This is a genomic window from Bradyrhizobium sp. RDM12 (assembly GCF_051917485.1).
In the GTDB taxonomy this organism is placed as follows: Bacteria; Pseudomonadota; Alphaproteobacteria; order Rhizobiales; family Xanthobacteraceae; genus Bradyrhizobium.
This window is the reverse complement of sequence record NZ_CM133064.1, coordinates 3,274,851-3,294,263: the sequence shown is the minus strand read 5'-3', so window position 1 is coordinate 3,294,263 and position 19,413 is coordinate 3,274,851. Positions and strand designations below refer to the sequence as shown.

The window sequence follows — 19,413 nt, the reverse complement described above, 5'->3', positions numbered from 1 at the left end:
ACGGCACTATAGCGCGCTTACAAGCCTATTGCACCGAGACCCGCACCACGCCCGCGCTCATCATGCCGAGGGCGCGGGCGGCAGGCACCGAGAGATCGACGATGCGGCCGCGGATGAAGGGGCCGCGATCATTGACGCGGCATTGGATGGTGCGCCCGCTGTAGGACACTTTGAGCACGCTGCCGAACGGACGCGTCCGGTGCGCGCAGGTCAGCTCGCCGTTCTTCGCGGCCTTCCCGTATCCATAGTATGAAGCAAGTCCGCTTTCGGCGTGGGCGATGGAAAATGCAGAAAGCGAAAAAGGGATCAGACAAAACAAGAGGGTCGGCTGCGCTCGCACGGCACTGCTCCCGGTTGGCCTGCCCGCGCTGCAACGTCGTCCGGTTCCATTTGGTTCCCGGAACACCGCCGGGCATGGCCCGGCGATGCCATCACACATTGTTACTGTTTGTGAAAGACAAGCGTGCGCACCTCGATGCTCTCGCGCGGGGCAGCATCGGCCGGCGTGGTCGGATCGACGAAAGCGGTGTGCGGCCCGAAACGGGTGCGACCGTCCGTTGCTGAATCATAGCATTTGAGCAATAGCGCCTCGTCCGCTGTCATCTCCGGGAAATAGAACCAGCGGTGGTTCGGATTGTATTTCACGGAATAGGTCTCGCCGCGGCGATTGGGATAGATCAGGTCGGAGGCGACGAGATCGTCGGGAGAGACCGTGGTGCCATCGGCCATCGCGAGCGGTGAATCGCGTAAGGGACCGCGGATCGGCCGCCAGAGGTTGATCACCTGCACCCGGCCCTTGAGCAGCTCCTCGGCCTCATCGGGCAGATGCTCGCGCACGCGATTGGCACCGGAGACGGCGGTCTGGTCGACATGGACGCGCGTCGCGGGCTGGCGCGGGCCGCCGTCGCGAATATCGGGGGCGCCCTCGACGCGCCTGCGCACGGTGTGGTCGAAGATGAAAACGCGATCGGCCTTCAGCGTCGCGCGGAGGAAGGCCTCGACGGCGGGGTAGTACACGCTGCGGATTTCCTCGTCGTTGTAGAAGTCCTTCACCTGGTTCGGATGGCGCACCAGCGCGAAACCTTCGCGATCGAGCGAGATATTGTTCGCGATCAACCGCGCATCGAAGATCGGGACCTGATGCGGCTCCGGCAGCGAGGTGCTTTTCGGCTCGCCCGGCGGCGGATCGAAGGCATAAGTGCGCGGCTTGCCGGACACCGGCGCGAGGTAGTTGAGTTCAGCAGTGACGAAGGGAAGCGATTCGATTTTTGTTTCTTGCAGGCCCATGGCCGGTCTCCCGATGTGGTCGTCCGGATGATTTTTGACGGAGTGGAGCGCGGCGCAAGGGAGGGGATGCAAATAGCAACGGGGCTGTTGCCGTCAGTGCGAAATGCAGAAGGATGTTTCGAGGAAGCCGACCGAGTTGGAATGGCTTCTAGCCGGTTCACGGATGCTTGAGAGCCTTGTGATGGCACGCGAGAGTAGGCCAAATGGCTTCTGCGGCATGGCGGTCGGGATGTTCATCAGCTTGCCCCAGGTCGCGGCGGCCTGCGAATTGCCCTTCTGGTCGCCGACACGCAGCGTGGTCTGCGCAGCTGCGAGATCGGCGCCCGCAAATGCGAGCGCTGCAGCAACAATGAACCGGATCATTCCGCCGCGATCCCCCGCTGCTGGTCGCGTTCGGCGATCAGCTTGCGCGTCAGCGGGATCAGCTCGCGGCCATAGTCGATGGCATCGGGAAGCGGATCGAAGCCGCGGATCAGGAAGTGGCTGACGCCGAGATCGTAGTAGTCGGCGAAGACCTCGGCGACCTGCTCGGGCGTGCCGACCAGCGCGGTAGTGTTGCTGTTGGCGCCGGTGAGATTTGCGATCTCGGTCCATAGCCGCTTGTCGACGCGCGCGCCCTGGTCGGCCGCCGCCAGCAACCGCTTGGCGCCCTCGGTGGCATGATTGGGCCGGCGATAGCCGGTCTGGTCCTGCAGCGCGGTGGCGCGCTCGAGGATCCCTTCGGCCTTCTTCCAGGCTTTCTCCTCGGTATCGGCCAGGATCGGCCGCACCGACAGGCTGAAGCGCGGGCTTGGCCGCCCGTGCTTCGCGGCCGCCGCGCGCACGCGCGCGGTGACGTCGCGCACCTGCGCATAGGATTCACCCCACAGCGCAAAAGTGTCCGCATGCTTGCCCGAGACCTCGATCGCGGCATCGGAGCCGCCGCCGACGAAGGTGTAGATGCCGCCCTTCTGCAGCGGCTTCACCTGCGAAAAGCCGTTCTCGACGGCGTAGTACTTGCCGCTGTAGTTGAACGGCTTCTCGCTGGTCCATTCCAGCCGCACGATGTCGAGGAATTCGCTGGTGCGGGCATAGCGCTCGTCCTTGTCGTCGAGCGTGTTGCCGTCCTGCCTGAGCTCGATGGCGTTGCCGCCGGTGATGACGTGCAGGGAGACGCGGCCGCCATAGAGCTGGTCGAGCGTCGCGAGCTGTCGTGCCAGGAGCGTCGGCGCGGTAAAGCCGGGCCGCTGCGCGATCATCACCTTGAGCTGCCTGGTGATGGTCAGGACATGCTGGGCGATCTGGAGCGCGTCGGGCGTGGTCGAATGGAACGCCAGCAGCGCGCGGTCGAATCCGGCAAGCTCATGCGCCTTCGCCACCGTCTCGATATAGTTGGGATCGAGCACCGGCCCCTGGCGCACGATGGTCTCGGAAGCATTGCTGTTCGCGATAAAGCCGATGAACTCGACCGACATCAGGGAACTCCATGGGTTGATTGAACAGGTTGATTGATCAGACGCCGAGCGCGATGCGTCCGGCGGCGATTTTCGTGCTGTCGTCCTGTGGCGTGTGGACGCGGCCACAGAGCACGTCGCGGTAATGCCGCTCCAGCGGATTCTTGCGCGACAGGCCATGATTGCTGGTCAGCGACAACGCGTCCTCCACGGCGGCCACGGCGTTGTTGGTCACCGTCAGCTTGATGATGTTGGACTCGATCGCACTCACCTGCAAGCCGTCGTCGAAATCGGAAGCGAAGCTCCCGATCAAACGTGCGTTGACCGCGAGCCGCGCCTCGATGCCGCCGAGGATCTCCTGGGCGCGCGGCAAGGTCGCCAGCGGTGCGCCGAGACTGGCCGGCGCCCGCGTCTTCAGGAAGCTCACCAGCCAGTCGCGCGCGGCGCGGGTGATGCCGTCATAGATAGCGGCGACGAAGATGGTGTGGACGGTCGCCTGCGCGATGTCGGGCGCACGCCAGTCCGCAGGTCTGCGGACATCGATCTCGGCATCGAGCGGGATGACGACTTCGTCGAAGATAACGTCATGGCTTCCGCTGGCGCGCAGCCCGTGGTGATCCCAGGTCTCGACGATACGTGTGCCCGGCAGGCCCGCCGGCACCAGGAACTGGCCGACGCGCGGCTCGGCCTCGTCTGTGCGGGCCCACACCAGATACCATTTCAGGATCGGCAAGCCCGTCGAATAGATCTTGTGGCCGGAAAGGTGCCAGCCGGTCTCGGTGCGTCGCGCGATCGTCGCCGGCAAGCCGCCGCGCGCGGGTGAGCCGAGCTCGGGCTCGACCCGGAGCGCATTGACGAGCGCTAGCCCTTCGACGGTTTCCTGTGCGAGCTTGCGCGACAGCCGTATCGGCCAGGTCGGGCTTCGCGCCATCACCAGATGATTGATGTAATGCATCGACAGCACCAGCGCCGTCGACGAACAGGCTTTGCCGACGATACCGAGGACGCGCGCGGCATATCGTGCGCCCGCGCCGGCACCGCCGAACGCCGCAGGCACGGTCAGCGACAGCAGGCCTGCTTCCGAGAGCTCGCGAAAGTTCTCGAAGGGAAAGCTGCCGGTGCGGTCATGTTCGGCCGCACGCAAAGCAAAGCCTTCGGCCAAGGCTTCCGCACGCGCGATGTAGTCGGGTTCGCTGTAGGCCGCGCGCCCTTTGGCTGCGGACGTCACCACGTTGCATCCAATCCCAGGAGGTTGAGAATCTGACGGCGCAGGTCGGCCAGGTAGGGGTCGCCGCGATGACGCGGATAGGGCCGGTCGACGCGGATGTCGGCCTTCACGCGCGCGGGACGCTCGCTGAAGACGATGACGCGATTGGCGAGCACCAGCGCCTCCTCGGCATCATGCGTGACGAGGAGCGTGGTAAAACCCTTGCGCTGCCACAGCGACACCAGCTCGGCCTGCATGGTGATGCGGGTCAGCGAGTCCAGTTTTCCCAGCGGCTCGTCCAGGATCAGGATTTTGGGATCGTTGACCAGCGCACGCGCCAGCGCCACGCGCTGCGCCATGCCGCCGGAAAGCTGGTGCGGATAGGCGGTGCGGAAGTCCGACAGCCCAACGAGATCGAGCGCGGCATCGACGCGGTGGCGCTGGCTCTTGAGGACGCCCTGGGCTTCCAGCCCCAGCGCGACATTGTCCCAGACCGTGCGCCAGGGAAACAGCGTCGGGTCCTGGAACACGACGACCCGTGACGGATGCGGCCGCGTGATGCGAACTTCGTCTTCACGCAGACTTCCCGCCTTGGGCTTCTCGAGGCCCGCGACGAGCCGCAGCAAGGTCGACTTGCCGCAGCCCGACGGGCCGAGCAGCGCGACAAACTCGCCCGGCTCCACGGCGATGCTGACCTCAGTGAGCACCGGCAGCTCGGCGCCGTCGATATCGAAGGCATGGCTGACCTGCTCGATGTCGAGCGCGGCGCCGGCGGCAGGATGGGTGATCGCTTCGGCGAGAGCTGCTTCTACCATTTCACGGTCCCCTTCTGCCAGACCAGCAGGCGGTCGCGGATCGCAAACAGCAGCGTGATCGCCCCCGAGCAGAGCAGCGACATCACGATCAGCGCCGCATACATGTTGGCATAGGCGGCCCAGCCCTGCGCCCATTGCAGGTACCAGCCGAGCCCGGCCTTGACGCCGATCATCTCGGCGACGACCAGCACGGCAAAGGACGAGCCGAGCCCCATGAACAGGCCGACGAAGACATGCGGGAGTGCGGCGGGAATCGCGACCTTCAGCACCAGGAAGGACGGCTTTGCGCCGAGCGTGCGCGCGACATCGTAGTAGGCGGTGCTGACGCTCGCGACGCCCGACCAGGTCAGGACCGTGACCGGAAAGCCGGTGGCCAGCGCGATCAGGAAGGTCGAAGCACTCCAGCTCGACGGAAAGGTGAAGAAGGCAATCGGCAGCCACGCGGTCGCCGGCAGCGGGCCGATGAAGCGTAGCACCGGATGCACCCAGTATCCGACTGCGCGCGACCAGCCGATCGAAACGCCGGTCAGGAAGCCGACCGTCGCGCCGATGAGATAGCCGCCGAGTTGAAGCTTGACCGAGGCGAATACACTGTCGAGCAACTTTGGGAGGTCGTCGGTATAGACCTCGATGATCGATTGCGGCGGCGGAAAGAACGGCAGCGGCAGCCAGGCGAATTTGGCGGTCGCGACCTCCCACAAGGTCAGGAAAGCTCCGATCGCGATGAGCCAGGGCGCGCGCTGGCGCAGGGCCCGTCCGGCCGAGCCGAGATAGTCCGCGCCGACGGTCCCGAACAGGGCGATGGCGGCGACGACGAACGCGGCAATGCCGAGCGAATGCGTGCGCGACCAGTCGCCGACGTCCTCCCACCACAGGCAGGAGAGCCCGAAGGCGATCCAGGCGGCGCTGGCAGCCACGCCTGCACCGGATTCCCTAACCCAGGTCGCAAGCAGCGGCGCACGCGACAGGCGCGGCGCGCCGGGCGCGAGCCCGTCAGACAGCGAATACGTCGACATAGATGCGCTCCGCGAATTTCGTCGTGTCGGTGCTCTGCTTGAAGACCTGTACGTTCTTGAGATCGTCGGCATAGGCCTTGAGCTCGCGCTTCAGCACCTCTCCCGTGGGGTGATGATGATGCGTATGGTAGCGCACCATGCCCTCGATATCGGCGAGCGTTGCGGCCTTCGGTGCGTAGGGCTGGAACGACTTGGCCGCGATAGCCGGATTCTGTGAGGTGAACATCGCGGCATCGAGCAGCGCCTGGGTGATGGCGCGGGCGACCTGCGGCTCCTCGCGCACCAGGCTGCCGCGCAAGCCGACGATGCAGCAGCTCTTGTCGCGATAGTCGCCGTCGAGATTGGAGGCGACCTCCTTGTACTGGGTGTCCTTCAGCCAGAGATAGGCGAGCGGATCGCCTGACAGGAAGGCCTGCACCTCGCCCTTCTCGACCGCGACGTTGAGGAGGTTGCCGGGATAAGCGCGCCAGTCGACATCCTTGTTCGGATCAATGCCGAGTTTTGCAAGCTGGATCGAAAAGAAATTCTTGTCGGGCCCGGCGAGATCGCCGACCGCGACGACCTTGCCCTTGAGATCGGCGAGCCTGGTCACGCCGGAATCGGCGCGGCTCAGCACGCGCATGCAGCCGCCGTGGGTGCCGGCGGCGATCTTGACGTCAAAGCCCTGCTCCAGCGGTTTGAGCCAGCGCAGCGCCATGCCGAGACCGGCGTCGCTCTTGCCGGTGGCGATCGCCTCGAGCAACTGATCGGTCGAGCCGGAATAGTTGACGAGCTCCACGTCGAGATTCTGCTTCTGGAAGAAGCCGTGCTCGATCGCGACCGGCAAGGGCGCGAGGCAGACCGCGCCGGCATTCCACGACAGCTTGAGCTTGCGCGGCGCGCCTGTCAGCACCGGGCCATCCGCAGCCGTGCGGCACAGCGGGAATTCCGAGAAGTCGATGCCGGCTGCGGGCGCTTGCGGCACAAACGCCTGCGCGCCCAGCGCGCCGAGCGGCGCCGCGAAGGCTGCCGCCAATCCCGCCTGGAGCAGATGGCGCCGGTCGAGGCCCGATCCGCCGCGCTTGTTGTCGTTACCCATCAGTCCCCGCTCCTGCATTGGCACGGCTCCGCATTCGCGCAGCGCTTCGCGTTGCGCATGTTCCGTACGGAGCTGCGTTGAGAGAATTTTTCGCCGACGCTTCCGGCGCCGCTTTGATGCGATGCGCAATCATGCGGCGCGCGTGCTGCATCGTCAATGAAATGGAATTTCGAATGTGGCGCGATGCGAGGTCATTCTCACCATCAGTGCGCGGCACAACGATGAAACGATTTTCGTGGATACATCATGCCGCAATGATGCGCTGCTGCTCCGCCGCCTGCTGGATTCTTGCGCATCTTGGGCCGCGCACGCCGCCCATTCTCGAAAGCGACACCGCGCTGGAACGTCATTGCCCGACGCATCCGCAATACGGATAGCCATTTCATTGACGGCGCACGGCGTAGTCATAGACTCGATGGTCTCGCTGCATCACTCGCTCACGTGTCGTGAGCCAAGGTAACAAGCAAGCAACAAGACAGGCTACATGAGCATCAATTCCCACGATCATTCCATCACGCGCCGGTTGGCAGCCTCGCTGTTTGCTGCCGCCGTCACCTTGTCGACGGCGGCGGCGTCGCTCGCCGCCGACACGGTCGTGCTCCGCGTCGGCGACCAGAAGGGCGGCAACCGCTCGCTGCTCGAAATCTCCGGCTACGCGAAGGACTTGCCCTACAAGATCGAATGGTCGGAATTCCCCGCCGCCGCGCCGATTCTGGAAGCGCTCAACGCCGGCGCGCTCGACGTCGGCTACACCGGCGATCTCTCGTTCCTGTCGGTCTATGCCGCCGGTGCCCCGATCAAGGCGATCGGCGGCACGAAGTCGGACGCGAGGACACAAGCGATCCTGGTGCGGCAGGATTCGCCGATCAAGTCGGCCGCCGAGCTCAAGGGAAAACGCCTCGCCGGCACGCGCGGCGGCTGGGGACAGTTCCTGATCGACGCGACGCTGGAGAAAGCACAGATCAAGCTCGAGGACGCGACCTTCGCGCCGCTCGGCCCCGTCGATGCCAAGGTCGCGCTGGTGGCCGGCTCGATCGACGCCTGGGCGGTGTGGGAGCCCTACGTCTCGTTCGCGACCTTGAAAGACAAGGCCCGCGTGATCGCTAACGGCGAAGGCCTGACGCCGACCATCACCTTCATCGTCGCCTCCGACAGCGCCATCGCCAACAAGCGCGCGGCGGTGCAGGATTTCGTAGAGCGGCTGAACAAGGCCCGACTGTGGTCGCTGGATCACCTCGGCGAATATGCCAGGAGCACGGCCGAGCTGACCAAGCTGCCCGAGGACGTGCTGCTCTCGGCTTACACCGCGCAGCGCACCAGCCCGGTTCTGATCGACGAGAACGTGGTGAAGGAGGTGCAGGAAGCCTCCGACCGCTCGACGCGCTATGGCATCCTGCCGAAGACCCTCGACGTCAGCAAAGCCGTAGACCGCAGCTTCACCGCCGCGGCCGCGGGATCGAACTAGGGCGGAGGCGGCGAGATGCGCAGGCTTCGCCTCAAGGCCGGCCCGTTGCATCTCGCCGCGATCGTGCTCGCGCATTTCGCCTGCATGAGCCTGATCGTGTGGATGTCACTTTAGCGGCGCGCGACGCGCGAGATCACCAATGGCCGCCGTAATACGGGCGCGGCCGGTAGTGGCCGTAATAGGGACGATAGGGCCGATCATATCGCGGATAGGCGTAGGCCGGTCCGTAGCCATCATAGACAGGCGCATCGCCGTCTAAGTCTCGAATGCGCGTGCACCGCACAAGACGCCGAGACATGCCTCAAATGTGATCACGACACCGGCGCACCAGGCGCGCCGATATCACACCGGGACAACGCCGCCGGAAGTCTGAGAACGACGGCAAAGCGTTAAGCTTTCCATGCGTTCGCAACTAACAAGCGCCTTCCCGATTTACTATTGGTACCGTTACTATCGGTTCCTGTGGTGCGCGGCCAGAAGGCACTTTGCGCCAGGCGAAGCTTGCGCCAGACGAGTGGGAGGATGATATGAGTGCCGCGAGACCCGAGCCGCTTGCCCGTCAGGCGCTGGCGTTCGTCCTGGCCGGCGGGCGCGGCAGCCGGCTGCTGGAGTTGACTGACCGACGCGCCAAGCCCGCGGTCTATTTCGGCGGCAAGTCCCGCATCATCGATTTTGCGCTATCGAACGCGGTGAACTCGGGCATCCGCCGTATCGCCGTCGCCACCCAGTACAAGGCGCATAGCCTGATCCGGCATCTTCAGATGGGCTGGAACTTCTTCCGCCCGGAGCGCAACGAGAGCTTCGACATTCTTCCTGCGAGCCAGCGCGTCTCGGAGAGCATGTGGTATGTCGGCACGGCGGATGCGGTCTACCAGAACATCGACATCATCGAATCCCACGCCTGCCGCTTCATCGTCGTGCTCGCCGGCGACCACATCTACAAGATGGATTACGAGGTGATGCTGCGCCAGCATGTCGAGAGCGGCGCCGACGTGACGGTCGGCTGCCTCGAAATGCCGCGCGCGGAATCCTCGGGCTTCGGCATCATGCATATCGACGAGAACGGCTGGATCCAGGAATTCCTCGAGAAGCCCAAGGATCCGCCGCCGATGCCTGGCAAGCCGGACGTCTCGCTCGCCAGCATGGGCATCTACGTGTTCGACGCGAAATTCCTGTTCGAGGAACTCAAGCGCGACGCCGCGGACCCGAACTCGAACCATGATTTCGGCAAGGACATCATTCCCTACATCGTCAAGAACGGCCGCGCCATGGCGCACCAGTTCTCGACCTCCTGCGTGCGCACCGGCACCGAGCCGCGGTCCTACTGGCGCGACGTCGGAACGGTCGACGCGTACTGGGCCGCCAATATCGACCTCACAGACGTGGTGCCGGAGCTCGATCTGTTCGACGGCGCGTGGCCGATCTGGTCCTATTCGGAGATTACGCCGCCCGCGAAATTCGTCCACGACGAGGAGAGCCGGCGCGGCTACGCCGTCAGTTCGCTGGTCTCTGGCGGCTGCATCATCTCGGGCGCCTCGCTGCGCCGCTCGCTGCTTTTCACCGGCGTGCGTATCAACTCCTATGCAAATGTCGAGAACGCCGTGATCATGCCTTACGTCAATGTCGGGCGCGGCGCGCGGCTGAAGAACGTCGTGATCGACCGCGGCATCGAGATTCCGGAAGGACTTGTCGTCGGCGAGGATCCCGAACTCGACGCCAAGCGCTTCCGGACCACCGAGCAGGGCATCACGCTGATCACCCAGACGATGATCGACAGGCTCAATACATGACGCCTGTTCGCGTCCTCGCGGTCGCTTCTGAAGTCTACCCCATCGTCAAGACCGGCGGCCTCGCGGATGTCGCCGGTGCGCTGCCGATTGCGCTGAAGGGGCACGGCGTCGAGATGGGTACGCTGATGCCGGGCTACCCGGATGTGATGCGGCTGTTGTCGGGCGCGGATGAAATCCGGCGCTGGCCGGATTATTTCGGCGGGCCGGGCCGGCTGCTTGCCGGCTCGCACGATGGGCTCGACCTGTTCGTGCTCGACGTGCCCCATCTCTATGCCCGGCCTGGCAACCCCTACGTCACCGCCGAGGGCACCGACTGGCCGGACAACGGCGTACGCTTCGCTGCGCTGTCGCGCGTCGCGGCCGATATCGGCCACGGTCTCGTCGCGGCCTTCGTGCCCGACATCGTGCACGCTCATGACTGGCAGGCCGGGCTCGTACCGGCCTATCTGCACTATGACGGCGGGGCGCGGCCGGGCACCGTGATGACCATTCACAACATGGCCTATCAAGGCAAGTTCGACCGCACGCTCGCGGGCGCGATCGGCTTGCCCTGGGACGCATCGTTCGACGTCCACGGCCTCGAATATTTCGGCGGCATCAGCTTTCTGAAGGCCGGCCTGCAACTCGCTGATCGCATCACCACGGTGTCGCCGACCTACGCGCAGGAAATCCAGAGCGACGAAGGCGGCATGGGGCTCGGCGGTCTGCTTCGCGAGCGCGCCAGCGTGCTGAGCGGCATTCTCAACGGCATCGACACCGAAGTGTGGGATCCGCAAACCGATCCGCATATCGCCTATCGGTTCGGCGCGCAGGATCTCACCTTCAGGGCCGCGAACAAGGCGGTGCTTCAGCAGCAATTCAATCTCGATTCCTCCGACGAAGCGCCGCTGCTCGGCGTCATCAGCCGGCTGTCGTGGCAGAAGGGGCTAGACCTGCTGCTCGAGGCGATCCCGACGATCCTGGACCAGGGCATGCAGCTCGCGCTGCTCGGCAGCGGCGACCGCGATCTCCAGGATCGCTATCAGGCCGTCGCGCGAGCCAATCCCGGCCGGATCGAGTCATGATCGGCTACGACGAGATACTGGCGCATCTGATCCAGGCCGGCTCGGACGCGCTGCTCGTGCCGTCGCGGTTCGAGCCGTGCGGGCTCACCCAGCTCTGTGCGCTGCGCTACGGCGCCGTCCCCATCGTCTCCCGCGTCGGCGGCCTCGAGGACACCATCGTCGACATCGGCGAGACCGGACAAAATGCCACCGGATTCAAGTTCGGCCCCGTGACCGCCGAGGCCCTCGCCGGCACGCTGCGCAAGGCGAATGCCGCCTTCCACGACAAGCCGAGCTGGCGACGGCTGCAATTGAGCGGCCTTGCGACCGACGTCTCCTGGCGCAACCGCGCCGGCGAATACGCCGCGCTCTATCGCGGCCTGATGGCATCCCGCCGCACGTAGGCCGGATTCATCCGAACACGTATGACGCCATCGCGACGCTTGCGACCTCGTCGACGAAGACACGCTTGCCCACGTCGGTGCCAGCGGCGCCTGCCGCGACCATCAGCGGCAGCAGATGGTCCTCGCGCGGATGGGCGAGACGCGCGCTCGGCGCACTCTCCCAGTCGACCAGCATCGCATTGCGGCGCGCCGCATTCGGGTTGCTGATCGCCTCGTTCAGATAGGCTTCGAAATCGTACGAGACGGGCTTGGACTCCGCGCGGCCAAAACCGCGCATGTTATGATAGGTGAGCCCGCTGCCGACGATCAGAATTGCCTCGTCGCGCAGTGAAGCAATCGCCTGCCCGACCTTGATGTGCTCGGCCGCATCGTAGCTCGACTTCAGCGACAGCAGCACGATCGGCATGTCGGCGTTTGGATACATCAGGCCGAGCGGCACGAAGGTGCCATGGTCAAAACCCTGATTGGGATCTTCCCGGCAATCGAGGCCCGCGCGCGCGAGCAGCGCGCTCACTTCAGCAGCGAGTTCGGGCTGGCCCGGCGCCGGATATGTGATGTGGTAGGTGTGCTCGGGGAAACCGTAATAGTCGTACACCATCTGCGGATGCGCCGAGGTCGACACGGTGAAGGCGTCTGCCTCCCAATGACCGGTGATGACGAGCACCGCTTTTGGCCGCTCGGGAAGAAGCTGCGGCAGGCGGCCGAACTCTGCGGCGGTTTTTGCGTACTGCACCCGCCTGTCCTCCATGAAGGGCCAAGGGCCGCCGCCGTGGGACAGAAAGAAGGTCGGTAATCGCGTCATCGGACTCGTCTCATCAGCAACATGCGCGTGCCTGCCCGCGCGAACGGCGGCGAGCATAGGCAAACCGGTATGGTTAGCAAGCCGTTAACGATTTACCGCCCACAATCCAGCCGTGGCCGAAGGAACGGCCAGAAGACAAGCGAGACGTGAGATGAGGAAGTTTGCGCTGGGGGACGTCGTCAACAGTGACAAGGGCCGCCGCGGCGTCGTTCGCGCCGCCTACCGGTCCAGGGAAGGCCAGCAGTTCTATGCCGTCGAGAAGGACGGCGCGATGGACTATCTGGAAGAACACCGGCTGAGCCCGGCGCCGCGCGTCGAGCTCGCGGCCTAAGTCCAACTCATTTCCTGCTTTCGCCTGCGAGCCGGTCCAGACGCTCTCCCAAAGGGTCGTCGCCGCTCGCGGTGCGATCATTCGCGATCAGCAACAGATGGTCGCGGTCCGCGGCCGCATCCCAATGCGGCAGCTCTGCGCCGTTGGGGTCGCCGCTCCTGGCGAAGTTGATCCAGTAGGCCCGCATGCGGTTTGCGACTTCGCGGTCCCGTCGCGAGAAGATGCCCGCACCGGGCACGCCCTCCACGCCGAAGATGAACTGCAATTCCCGCCCGTGGCCTTCGTCGGGATTGCCGCGGCGTGCTTCCGGCACATAGGCAAAGCGATAGCGGAAGGTCGGCGCGCCGGTCGCGGCATGAAACCGGGCGAGCATTCGCACCGGCTCGGAGAAGACCTTGTCGGTGTAGAAGCTCGCCGCAACGTCTGACGGCCTTGCTGCATCGGAATAGAGCTTGCGCAGCTCATCGGTGCTCTCGCCGGAAGCGGACAGCATCTGTTTGACCTCCAGCTCGCTGTCGTAACGCGTTTCATCGTCGTTCGAACCAACGATCAGGGGAATATGGCTCTCACGTCCTGCCGCAAATCCCGCGGCGACGTCTTCCGTCACCAGATGCCCATCCATCGCCGGTGCAAAGCTGCCTGGCGATTTCTCCAGCAGACGCTTCTCAGCAGCAAGCAGACGCGCCGGTTCGGCGGCGCGCAGATCCGCCTGCTGCCCGAGCGCGGCGACAAATCGCCGGCCGGCGGCCTCGGCCTCCTGCGGCGACGGCAGACGCATGCGGCCGGGCACCGATTGCAGAATGGCTTTCTGGAAGAGATCGCGCGATTGCGCGCAGAGCATCAGCAGTGCGACCGACGTTGCGCCGGCGCCGTTGCCGAACAGAGTGACGTTGTTCGCATCGCCACCAAAGGCCGCGATGTTGTCGTGCACCCAGTGCAGCGCCGCGATCTGGTCCATCAAGCCGAAATTGCCGGAGCCGCCGTCCGACAGCGCGGGATGCGTCAGCCAGCCGAGCGCGCCGAGACGATAATTCACGGTGACCACGATGAGCCCGGCCTGCGCGAGCCTCGCGCCGTCGAACAGTAGATCATTGGCGGTGCCCGTCACGAAACCACCACCATGGATGAACACCATCACCGGCAGCGGCCCGTCGACGCCGAACGGACGAAACACGTTGAGCGTGAGGCAATCCTCGCGCGCGGCTGGCATCGATGGCTGGAGACAGGGCGCGCCGTAGGCGTAGGCCATGCTCATCTCGGAACTCTCGGGCAATGCCTGCGGTGGACGCCAGCGCAGACTGCCGACCGGCGGCGCTGCATAGGCAAGCCCCTTGAACGACGCGACCTCGCCTTCGACGGCGCCGAGCATCTGGCCTTCGCGCGTCAATGCAAACGGAAATTGCCCAACCGGCTGGGCCACGGCCCCGCCGGTGCAGAGCAATGCGAAGGCTGCAATGAACGCAAGCAGGGACCGCATCTTCAGGGGATCTCGATGCGCGGAAATGTTCCCCGGCAGGTTACGTCCGAGCCCCGCTGCGAGGCAAGCGCCGTGGCGGAAGCTAGTCGCCCTTGGCAAGAATCTCCGCCAGCGCACGTCGCGCGATGATGCCGAGTTCGCCGAGCGTCGAGTGGCCGGATTGCGCCGCCTCGATCAGGCGCTCGGCGATGAACCTTCGGCTGTCGTGATCGCCGCCATGCGGCAATTGGCGGCACGTCTCCTCCAGGACGACGTCCATGTTGGCTTTGGTTCGCTCACTCAACTCTGTCATGACGTCCGGTACGCGTGGCTTGTAACCGCAAGCATACACAGACGGATCGTGCATGATTATCCGGGCAATCACGGCCATGGTGCATCGCGATGCGTGCATTGACGCAAGCTTCGCGCCGCCACGATGACGCCGCAAACGGGACTACCGAAGATTGCACCTGTCTTGATGACAAGCCGGGCCTGCAGGACTAGCCTGCCGGCAAAACAAAATACACGGGAGGAATGCCATGCCGGAAGCAGTGGTCGCCGCGCGTGAGTCCAAGGCGGCAAGTGGAACAGCCCAACAGGTCGATGTTGCCGTGGTCGGCGCCGGATTTGCCGGCCTCTATCTGCTCCATCGCCTGCGCAAGGCCGGCCTCTCGGCCGTCGGTCTCGACGAAGCCGGCGACGTCGGCGGCACCTGGTACTGGAACCGCTACCCCGGTGCGCGCTGCGATATCCAGACCATCGACTACAGCTACACATTCGATCCGGAACTCGACAAGGCCTGGACCTGGTCGGAGAAATACGCCGCCCAGCCCGAGATCCTGCGCTATCTCGGCTTCGTCGCGGACCGCTACGATCTGCGCCGCGACATCCGCTTCAAGACCAAGGTCACCGAAGCGAAATGGGATGAGGCAGCCGAGCGCTGGCAGCTCACCACCGACAATGGCGCACCGGTCTCCTGCCGTCATTACATCATGGCCACCGGCTGCCTCTCCGCGCCGAAACCGCCGGAGATCGACGGCGTCAAGGATTTCAAGGGCGAGGTCTATTTCACCGGACGCTGGCCGCATGACGACGTCAATCTCGCCGGAAAACGCGTCGCCGTGATCGGCACCGGATCGTCCGCCATCCAGTCGATCCCGCTGATTGCCGAACAGGCCGCGCATCTGACCGTGTTCCAGCGCACGCCGAATTTCGCGCTGCCCGCCCATAACGGCCCCTCGCCGGCCGATCGCAGGGACCTGTTCCAGAGCGACCGTGCCGCCTATCGCGAGCAGGCGCGGCAGTCGATGACCGGCGTGCCCTACCCGCAGCAGACCGTCGTGAGCTGGCAATTGAGCGATGCCGAGCGTCGTGAGCGATTCGAACGTGCTTGGGCAGCCGGCGACCTCGTCCACATCTTGACGCAGCTCTGGGCCGATCAGGGCGTCGACCTCGACGGCAACAAGATCGTCCAGGATCTGATCCGCGAGAAGATCTCGGCGGCCGTAAAGGATCCGGAGACGGCGGCGGCGCTGATGCCGCACGATCATCCCTTCGGCGCCAAACGGCCCTGCCTCGATACCAATTACTACGCGACCTACAACCGGCCGAACGTCACGCTGGTCAATCTGCGCCAGGAACCGATCAAGGCGATCACCGCAGGCGGCATCACCACCGGCAAACGCAACGTCGACGTCGACGTCATCGTGTTCGCGACCGGCTTCGACGCCATGACCGGCGCGATCCGCGCCGTGCATCCGATCACGGGACGGGGCGGCAAGTCGCTCACCGATGTCTGGGCGCAGGGACCGCAGAGCTATCTCGGTCTCACGGTCGCGGGCTTCCCGAACTTCTTCATGATCACGGGACCCGGCAGCCCCTCGGTGCTGTCGAACATGGCGGTGTCGATCGAGCAGCATGTCGACTGGGTCGTCGACCGCCTCGCCGAGCTGCGCGATGCCGGCTCCACCACGATCGAGCCGACCGAGACGGCGCAGGCCGGCTGGGGCCGGCACATGGCCGACTGCTCGATGGTGACGCTGCACCGGCTCGCCAACACCTGGTACACGGGCGCCAACGTGCCCGGCAAGGTGCAGGGCCTGATGCCCTACACCGGCGGTGTCGGCCCCTATCGCAGCATCTGCGACGAGGTCACGAGCCGCGGCATGCTCGGCTTCAGGCTCACCGGCCCCAACGTCGCCGCGCAATGCAACGACGGCGAGGTGGTGCGGCTGCAGCCCGACGTGCGGCTGGTGCTGAACCTGCTGGCGTCGCTGAACCTGCCGCCGATCGAGTCGATGGGCGCAATCGGCGCACGCGCCTTCGTCAACGAGTTCAACAAGGGCCGCCCCGCGGGACGGCCGATCGGCGAGATCGTCGATGGCACCCTGCCCGGCGCGGATGGCCCGCTGCCTTATCGCGTCTACAAGCCGGCCACGCCGGGCCCGCATCAGGTCGTGGTCTATTTCCACGGCGGCGGCTGGGTGCTCGGCGACGAGCAGTCGGACGAACCGTTCTGCCGCGATATGGTGCGGCGAACCGGCATGGCTTTTGTCAGCGTCGGCTATCGCCACGCGCCGGAGCACCGTTTCCCAGCGGCGGCCGAGGACGGCTATGCGGCGACGCGCTGGATCGCCGGGCATCTGGCAGAGCTGGGCGGCAAGCCGGACCCGGTGCTGGTGGTCGGCTGGAGCGCCGGCGGCAACATCGCTGCCGTCACCTGCCAGCTCGCGCGCGACCGCGGCGGACCCGATATCGCCGGCCAGCTGCTGGTGTGTCCGGTCACCGACTGCAGCTTCGACCGGCCCTCCTACAAGGACAATGCGACCGGCTACTTCCTGACGCGATCGCTGATGGACTGGTTCTGGGACCTCTACTGCTCACCGGCCGACCGCACCGATCCGCGTGTCTCGCCGCTGCGCGGCAAGCTCGCCGGCCTGCCGCCGGCCTTTGTCGTCACCTGCGAGTTCGATCCTTTGCGCGACGAGGGGATCGCCTATGCGGAGGCAATGGCGGCCGCCGCCGTCCCGGTCGAACAGCTAAAAGCCCGTGGCCATTTCCACTCGTCCTTTCCGATGGTCGACGTGGTGATCACCGGCGTCCAGGGCCGGGTGCAGATGGCGCAAGCCCTGCGGCGCTTTGCCGGGCTGCCGCCGGAGGTCAGCCGCAACGACGAGACCGGCCACGGCCGTGAAAGCCCGGGGCACAAGATCGCAGCCGCGGCAAGCTGAGCCGCTATCGACCGGGAACCTTTTCCCGGCCGCCGCGTTGTGCAGCGATGGGTATGGGCCCCGGCACGCCAGATCGCGTGCTGGGGTTCTTCTTGCGTGAGGCGGGGACGATGGGTGGCATATCGGTTGATTCAAAAGTCGATTTCAGCGCGCGCGCCGTACTGCACAAATGGCCATCACTCGGAAACCAGCGCCGGCCGGACCGCGCGTCGTACCAGGTGAGCGAAGGCACGCTCGACGAGTGCATCTCGGCCTTCGTGAAAAAGCCCGCGCCGACCCGGCATCTCTACGAGATCCGCACCGCGCCGCAGCCGCCGTTGGTCACGGACATCCTCTCGCCAGAGCACATCGCGGAGCTGTGGCGCCTGCGGGAGTATCTCTGACAGCGTCGGAGAGACGAGCTTCTCAGAAAGCCAGGAACCTTCGTCCGGCCGTTCCCGTTATCCGGGATCGAAAAGCCAAGAAGCCAAGGCGTGAGTGCCTGAGATGCTTGAAGCGATACCCGGTCCAACCGTGCCCTATGGCGCAGATCAGACCCTGTTCGTCGTGATCGATCGTCTCGACGAAGGAAAAGAAATTCGCGTCGAGCGAAACGACCTCGACGCCACGATCGGCGAACTCGTGGCCGGCTGCTTCCATGATCCGATCCAGGTGATCTCGTTCAACACGCTCGAGCACTGGATGAAGGACATCTCGAACGATGTTGCCGATGAGATCCAGGCGCGCTGCGATATCGATGGCGTGACGTTGCCCGATTATCTCAGCGATTTCGTCGAGAGCCATAGCTGAACGCAGCATGGATTGCGGAGAGTTATCGGCCTCACGGCGTCAGCCGCGCCGCCTGGCGGCGATGACCTCGATCTCGCGGCGGCGTTCGCCGGCGAAGCTCAGGAGCTTTTCGACCGTCGGCGTATCCGTGATCCGGTTGGCAAGTCGCTCGGCGCGCGCCGCCTGATCTTCGAGATACTGGATCGTGTTCAAAGCCCCGTCTCCCCCAAAGCCCCGAATTGCCGGGCACTCATGGTGCGGGAGAGCAGCTAACAGCCGGTTAAGCGCGATACGCCGACGCCGATCAACAACGCTCTATTGCACGACGTCGAGCCGGACATTGGCGACGCCCTTGTCGACCATGCCGAGCGCCTCGGCCGCGGACGGCGAGATGTCGACCACGCGGCCGCGAACGAAGGGCCCGCGATCGTTGACCCTGACGGTCACGAAGCGGCCGGAGGAGACGTCGGTGACGCGCAGCCTGGTGCCGAACGGCAGGCTCGGATGGGCCGCGGTCAATTCGTTCTTGTCGAACTTCTCGCCGCTCGCGGTTTCCGTGTCCGAGTAGAAGCTGGCGACGCCATGCGAGGCGGTCGTCTTGGCGTTCGCTATGTCGCTGGACCGACGCGGCCTGTAGATCGGACGCGGATGCAGCGCTGCAACCCTGTGCGGACGCTCGATCGCGGTCTGCCTTGTGGTCGGTGCAAGATCGGCCTTTTGCCGGCCAACCGGTGATTGCGCGCACGCGGCGAGCGAGGCGGCGCCGATGATGGCGAGCAGCAACCGGCTCGTGGTTGCCAGCGAAATCCGGGTCGTTTCGGCAGCAGTTTCGGCACGTGCAAAGCAAGACATGATGCGCCCTCCGAACAACCCCAAGTTTCGGTGGGCAATGAGGGCAGAACCTTGGCTGAACAAAAGCGGCCTTGCGACCGCCGGCGTTTCGCGCCGGCTGTGATGAATCCACCACACCTAGCTGTCCTGAATCGAAACAGGCTCGCGAAAGATTCACCCCGATATAGGGCGCCAGGTGATCGGGCGCGTCTCCGGCCGCGTTTCACCGCTCTCAAGGTCGCCGCTGATGAGTCGCATCAGTTCGCGCCGGTAGAGCAGCCGCCACCCCGTTTTCAGGCTGGCGAGAAAGTCGAGCTCTCGTTGCGTCAGCATGCACATCATGAACCCGGTCAGCTTGCGACGGCCGCGCCGAATTCGCGGGGCCCGCGGCTGGCTACCTAACATAGTGTTACAAATCGTAACGCTCGCAGCACGCGCGCGCAAGTCACGATGGCGC

The 19,413-nt window shown here is 65.1% G+C and carries 20 protein-coding genes and 1 pseudogene; 7 read left to right on the top strand and 14 right to left on the bottom strand.

Annotated features, from left to right (window positions below):
- Nucleotides 1-25: 25 nt before the first annotated feature.
- The 8 genes from ACTGJ9_RS15935 to ACTGJ9_RS15900 form a co-directional block, all read right to left on the bottom strand.
- Complete coding sequence (locus tag ACTGJ9_RS15935) at nucleotides 26-340, bottom strand: septal ring lytic transglycosylase RlpA family protein (protein ID WP_456677826.1); 315 nt, start codon at nucleotides 338-340, stop codon at nucleotides 26-28.
- A 101-nt stretch (nucleotides 341-441) separates the two neighbouring features.
- Nucleotides 442-1,287, bottom strand: a complete 846-nt coding sequence (locus tag ACTGJ9_RS15930) for a CmcJ/NvfI family oxidoreductase (RefSeq protein WP_456677825.1) — start codon at nucleotides 1,285-1,287, stop codon at nucleotides 442-444.
- Between the two features lie 93 nt (nucleotides 1,288-1,380).
- Nucleotides 1,381-1,650: a hypothetical protein gene (locus ACTGJ9_RS15925; protein ID WP_456677824.1), complete on the bottom strand. Its 270-nt coding sequence runs from the start codon at nucleotides 1,648-1,650 to the stop codon at nucleotides 1,381-1,383.
- Nucleotides 1,647-2,741, bottom strand: a complete 1,095-nt coding sequence (locus ACTGJ9_RS15920) for an LLM class flavin-dependent oxidoreductase (protein WP_456677823.1) — start codon at nucleotides 2,739-2,741, stop codon at nucleotides 1,647-1,649. The genes ACTGJ9_RS15925 and ACTGJ9_RS15920 overlap by 4 nt, the downstream gene beginning before the upstream one ends.
- Before the next feature lie 37 nt (nucleotides 2,742-2,778).
- Nucleotides 2,779-3,951, bottom strand: coding sequence for an acyl-CoA dehydrogenase family protein (locus tag ACTGJ9_RS15915; RefSeq protein ID WP_456677822.1), 1,173 nt, complete (start codon nucleotides 3,949-3,951; stop codon nucleotides 2,779-2,781).
- Nucleotides 3,945-4,742 carry an ABC transporter ATP-binding protein gene (locus tag ACTGJ9_RS15910; RefSeq protein WP_456677821.1) on the bottom strand — a complete coding sequence of 266 codons (798 nt, stop codon included), beginning with the start codon at nucleotides 4,740-4,742 and terminating at the stop codon, nucleotides 3,945-3,947. Before ACTGJ9_RS15910 ends, ACTGJ9_RS15915 begins: the two co-directional genes overlap by 7 nt.
- Nucleotides 4,736-5,758, bottom strand: coding sequence for an ABC transporter permease (locus tag ACTGJ9_RS15905; RefSeq protein WP_456677820.1), 1,023 nt, complete (start codon nucleotides 5,756-5,758; stop codon nucleotides 4,736-4,738). Before ACTGJ9_RS15905 ends, ACTGJ9_RS15910 begins: the two co-directional genes overlap by 7 nt.
- A complete protein-coding gene (locus ACTGJ9_RS15900; RefSeq protein WP_456677819.1) occupies nucleotides 5,736-6,836 on the bottom strand; it encodes an ABC transporter substrate-binding protein in 1,101 nt (366 codons plus the stop codon). The genes ACTGJ9_RS15905 and ACTGJ9_RS15900 overlap by 23 nt, the downstream gene beginning before the upstream one ends.
- A 484-nt stretch (nucleotides 6,837-7,320) precedes the next feature.
- Here ACTGJ9_RS15900 and ACTGJ9_RS15895 point away from each other — a divergent pair, with 484 nt between their 5' ends.
- The 3 genes and pseudogenes from ACTGJ9_RS15895 to glgA all read left to right on the top strand — a co-directional run bounded on the left by ACTGJ9_RS15895 (nucleotide 7,321) and on the right by glgA (nucleotide 11,538).
- Nucleotides 7,321-8,301, top strand: coding sequence for an ABC transporter substrate-binding protein (locus ACTGJ9_RS15895; RefSeq protein ID WP_456677818.1), 981 nt, complete (start codon nucleotides 7,321-7,323; stop codon nucleotides 8,299-8,301).
- 527 nt (nucleotides 8,302-8,828) lie between these two features.
- Entirely contained in the window at nucleotides 8,829-10,091 is a 1,263-nt protein-coding gene (gene glgC, locus ACTGJ9_RS15890) for a glucose-1-phosphate adenylyltransferase (RefSeq protein WP_456677817.1), read from the top strand.
- Nucleotides 10,088-11,538 (top strand): annotated as a pseudogene (gene glgA / locus ACTGJ9_RS15885) (glycogen synthase GlgA). Before glgC ends, glgA begins: the two are co-directional and overlap by 4 nt.
- A gap of 7 nt (nucleotides 11,539-11,545) precedes the next feature.
- On the opposite strand, the gene ACTGJ9_RS15880 reads toward glgA, so the two are convergent.
- Nucleotides 11,546-12,340 (bottom strand): DODA-type extradiol aromatic ring-opening family dioxygenase, encoded by a 795-nt coding sequence (locus ACTGJ9_RS15880; protein WP_456677816.1) that lies wholly within the window; start codon nucleotides 12,338-12,340, stop codon nucleotides 11,546-11,548.
- Nucleotides 12,341-12,491: 151 nt separating this feature from the next.
- Between ACTGJ9_RS15880 and ACTGJ9_RS15875 the strand changes: the two genes are divergently transcribed.
- On the top strand, nucleotides 12,492-12,671 hold the full coding sequence (locus tag ACTGJ9_RS15875) for a hypothetical protein (RefSeq protein WP_456677815.1): 180 nt from the start codon (nucleotides 12,492-12,494) through the stop codon (nucleotides 12,669-12,671).
- Between the two features lie 7 nt (nucleotides 12,672-12,678).
- Here the strand turns inward: ACTGJ9_RS15875 and ACTGJ9_RS15870 are convergent, their stop codons facing one another.
- Nucleotides 12,679-14,148, bottom strand: coding sequence for a carboxylesterase/lipase family protein (locus tag ACTGJ9_RS15870; RefSeq protein ID WP_456677814.1), 1,470 nt, complete (start codon nucleotides 14,146-14,148; stop codon nucleotides 12,679-12,681).
- A gap of 82 nt (nucleotides 14,149-14,230) precedes the next feature.
- On the bottom strand, nucleotides 14,231-14,440 hold the full coding sequence (locus ACTGJ9_RS15865; RefSeq protein WP_456677813.1) for a hypothetical protein: 210 nt from the start codon (nucleotides 14,438-14,440) through the stop codon (nucleotides 14,231-14,233).
- A 226-nt stretch (nucleotides 14,441-14,666) separates the two neighbouring features.
- Here ACTGJ9_RS15865 and ACTGJ9_RS15860 point away from each other — a divergent pair, with 226 nt between their 5' ends.
- The 3 genes from ACTGJ9_RS15860 (at nucleotide 14,667) to ACTGJ9_RS15850 (ending at nucleotide 18,146) form a co-directional block, all read left to right on the top strand.
- Entirely contained in the window at nucleotides 14,667-17,357 is a 2,691-nt protein-coding gene (locus tag ACTGJ9_RS15860; RefSeq protein WP_456677812.1) for a flavin-containing monooxygenase, read from the top strand.
- Between the two features lie 110 nt (nucleotides 17,358-17,467).
- The gene (locus ACTGJ9_RS15855) at nucleotides 17,468-17,740 is read left to right on the top strand and encodes a hypothetical protein (protein WP_456678538.1); all 273 of its coding nucleotides are present in this window, start codon (nucleotides 17,468-17,470) and stop codon (nucleotides 17,738-17,740) included.
- Nucleotides 17,741-17,843: 103 nt separating this feature from the next.
- On the top strand, nucleotides 17,844-18,146 hold the full coding sequence (locus ACTGJ9_RS15850) for a hypothetical protein (protein ID WP_456677811.1): 303 nt from the start codon (nucleotides 17,844-17,846) through the stop codon (nucleotides 18,144-18,146).
- A gap of 39 nt (nucleotides 18,147-18,185) precedes the next feature.
- Here the strand turns inward: ACTGJ9_RS15850 and ACTGJ9_RS15845 are convergent, their stop codons facing one another.
- From ACTGJ9_RS15845 to ACTGJ9_RS15835, 3 genes are all read right to left on the bottom strand, one after another.
- The gene (locus ACTGJ9_RS15845) at nucleotides 18,186-18,338 is read right to left on the bottom strand and encodes a hypothetical protein (RefSeq protein WP_456677810.1); all 153 of its coding nucleotides are present in this window, start codon (nucleotides 18,336-18,338) and stop codon (nucleotides 18,186-18,188) included.
- Between the two features lie 102 nt (nucleotides 18,339-18,440).
- The gene (locus ACTGJ9_RS15840) at nucleotides 18,441-18,977 is read right to left on the bottom strand and encodes a septal ring lytic transglycosylase RlpA family protein (RefSeq protein WP_456677809.1); all 537 of its coding nucleotides are present in this window, start codon (nucleotides 18,975-18,977) and stop codon (nucleotides 18,441-18,443) included.
- A 153-nt stretch (nucleotides 18,978-19,130) separates the two neighbouring features.
- On the bottom strand, nucleotides 19,131-19,298 hold the full coding sequence (locus ACTGJ9_RS15835) for a hypothetical protein (protein ID WP_456677808.1): 168 nt from the start codon (nucleotides 19,296-19,298) through the stop codon (nucleotides 19,131-19,133).
- Nucleotides 19,299-19,413 lie beyond the last annotated feature (115 nt).

Coding starts and splice junctions, on each gene's coding strand:
- ACTGJ9_RS15930 (WP_456677825.1), bottom strand. CDS start 1,287: ATGGGCCTGCAAGAAACAAAAATCGAATCGCTTCCCTTCGTCACTGCT.
- ACTGJ9_RS15925 (WP_456677824.1), bottom strand. CDS start 1,650: ATGATCCGGTTCATTGTTGCTGCAGCGCTCGCATTTGCGGGCGCCGAT.
- ACTGJ9_RS15920 (WP_456677823.1), bottom strand. CDS start 2,741: ATGTCGGTCGAGTTCATCGGCTTTATCGCGAACAGCAATGCTTCCGAG.
- ACTGJ9_RS15910 (WP_456677821.1), bottom strand. CDS start 4,742: ATGGTAGAAGCAGCTCTCGCCGAAGCGATCACCCATCCTGCCGCCGGC.
- ACTGJ9_RS15905 (WP_456677820.1), bottom strand. CDS start 5,758: ATGTCGACGTATTCGCTGTCTGACGGGCTCGCGCCCGGCGCGCCGCGC.
- ACTGJ9_RS15900 (WP_456677819.1), bottom strand. CDS start 6,836: ATGGGTAACGACAACAAGCGCGGCGGATCGGGCCTCGACCGGCGCCAT.
- ACTGJ9_RS15895 (WP_456677818.1), top strand. CDS start 7,321: ATGAGCATCAATTCCCACGATCATTCCATCACGCGCCGGTTGGCAGCC.
- glgC (WP_456677817.1), top strand. CDS start 8,829: ATGAGTGCCGCGAGACCCGAGCCGCTTGCCCGTCAGGCGCTGGCGTTC.
- ACTGJ9_RS15880 (WP_456677816.1), bottom strand. CDS start 12,340: ATGACGCGATTACCGACCTTCTTTCTGTCCCACGGCGGCGGCCCTTGG.
- ACTGJ9_RS15875 (WP_456677815.1), top strand. CDS start 12,492: ATGAGGAAGTTTGCGCTGGGGGACGTCGTCAACAGTGACAAGGGCCGC.
- ACTGJ9_RS15870 (WP_456677814.1), bottom strand. CDS start 14,148: ATGCGGTCCCTGCTTGCGTTCATTGCAGCCTTCGCATTGCTCTGCACC.
- ACTGJ9_RS15865 (WP_456677813.1), bottom strand. CDS start 14,440: ATGACAGAGTTGAGTGAGCGAACCAAAGCCAACATGGACGTCGTCCTG.
- ACTGJ9_RS15860 (WP_456677812.1), top strand. CDS start 14,667: ATGCCGGAAGCAGTGGTCGCCGCGCGTGAGTCCAAGGCGGCAAGTGGA.
- ACTGJ9_RS15855 (WP_456678538.1), top strand. CDS start 17,468: ATGGGTGGCATATCGGTTGATTCAAAAGTCGATTTCAGCGCGCGCGCC.
- ACTGJ9_RS15850 (WP_456677811.1), top strand. CDS start 17,844: ATGCTTGAAGCGATACCCGGTCCAACCGTGCCCTATGGCGCAGATCAG.
- ACTGJ9_RS15840 (WP_456677809.1), bottom strand. CDS start 18,977: ATGTCTTGCTTTGCACGTGCCGAAACTGCTGCCGAAACGACCCGGATT.
- ACTGJ9_RS15835 (WP_456677808.1), bottom strand. CDS start 19,298: ATGATGTGCATGCTGACGCAACGAGAGCTCGACTTTCTCGCCAGCCTG.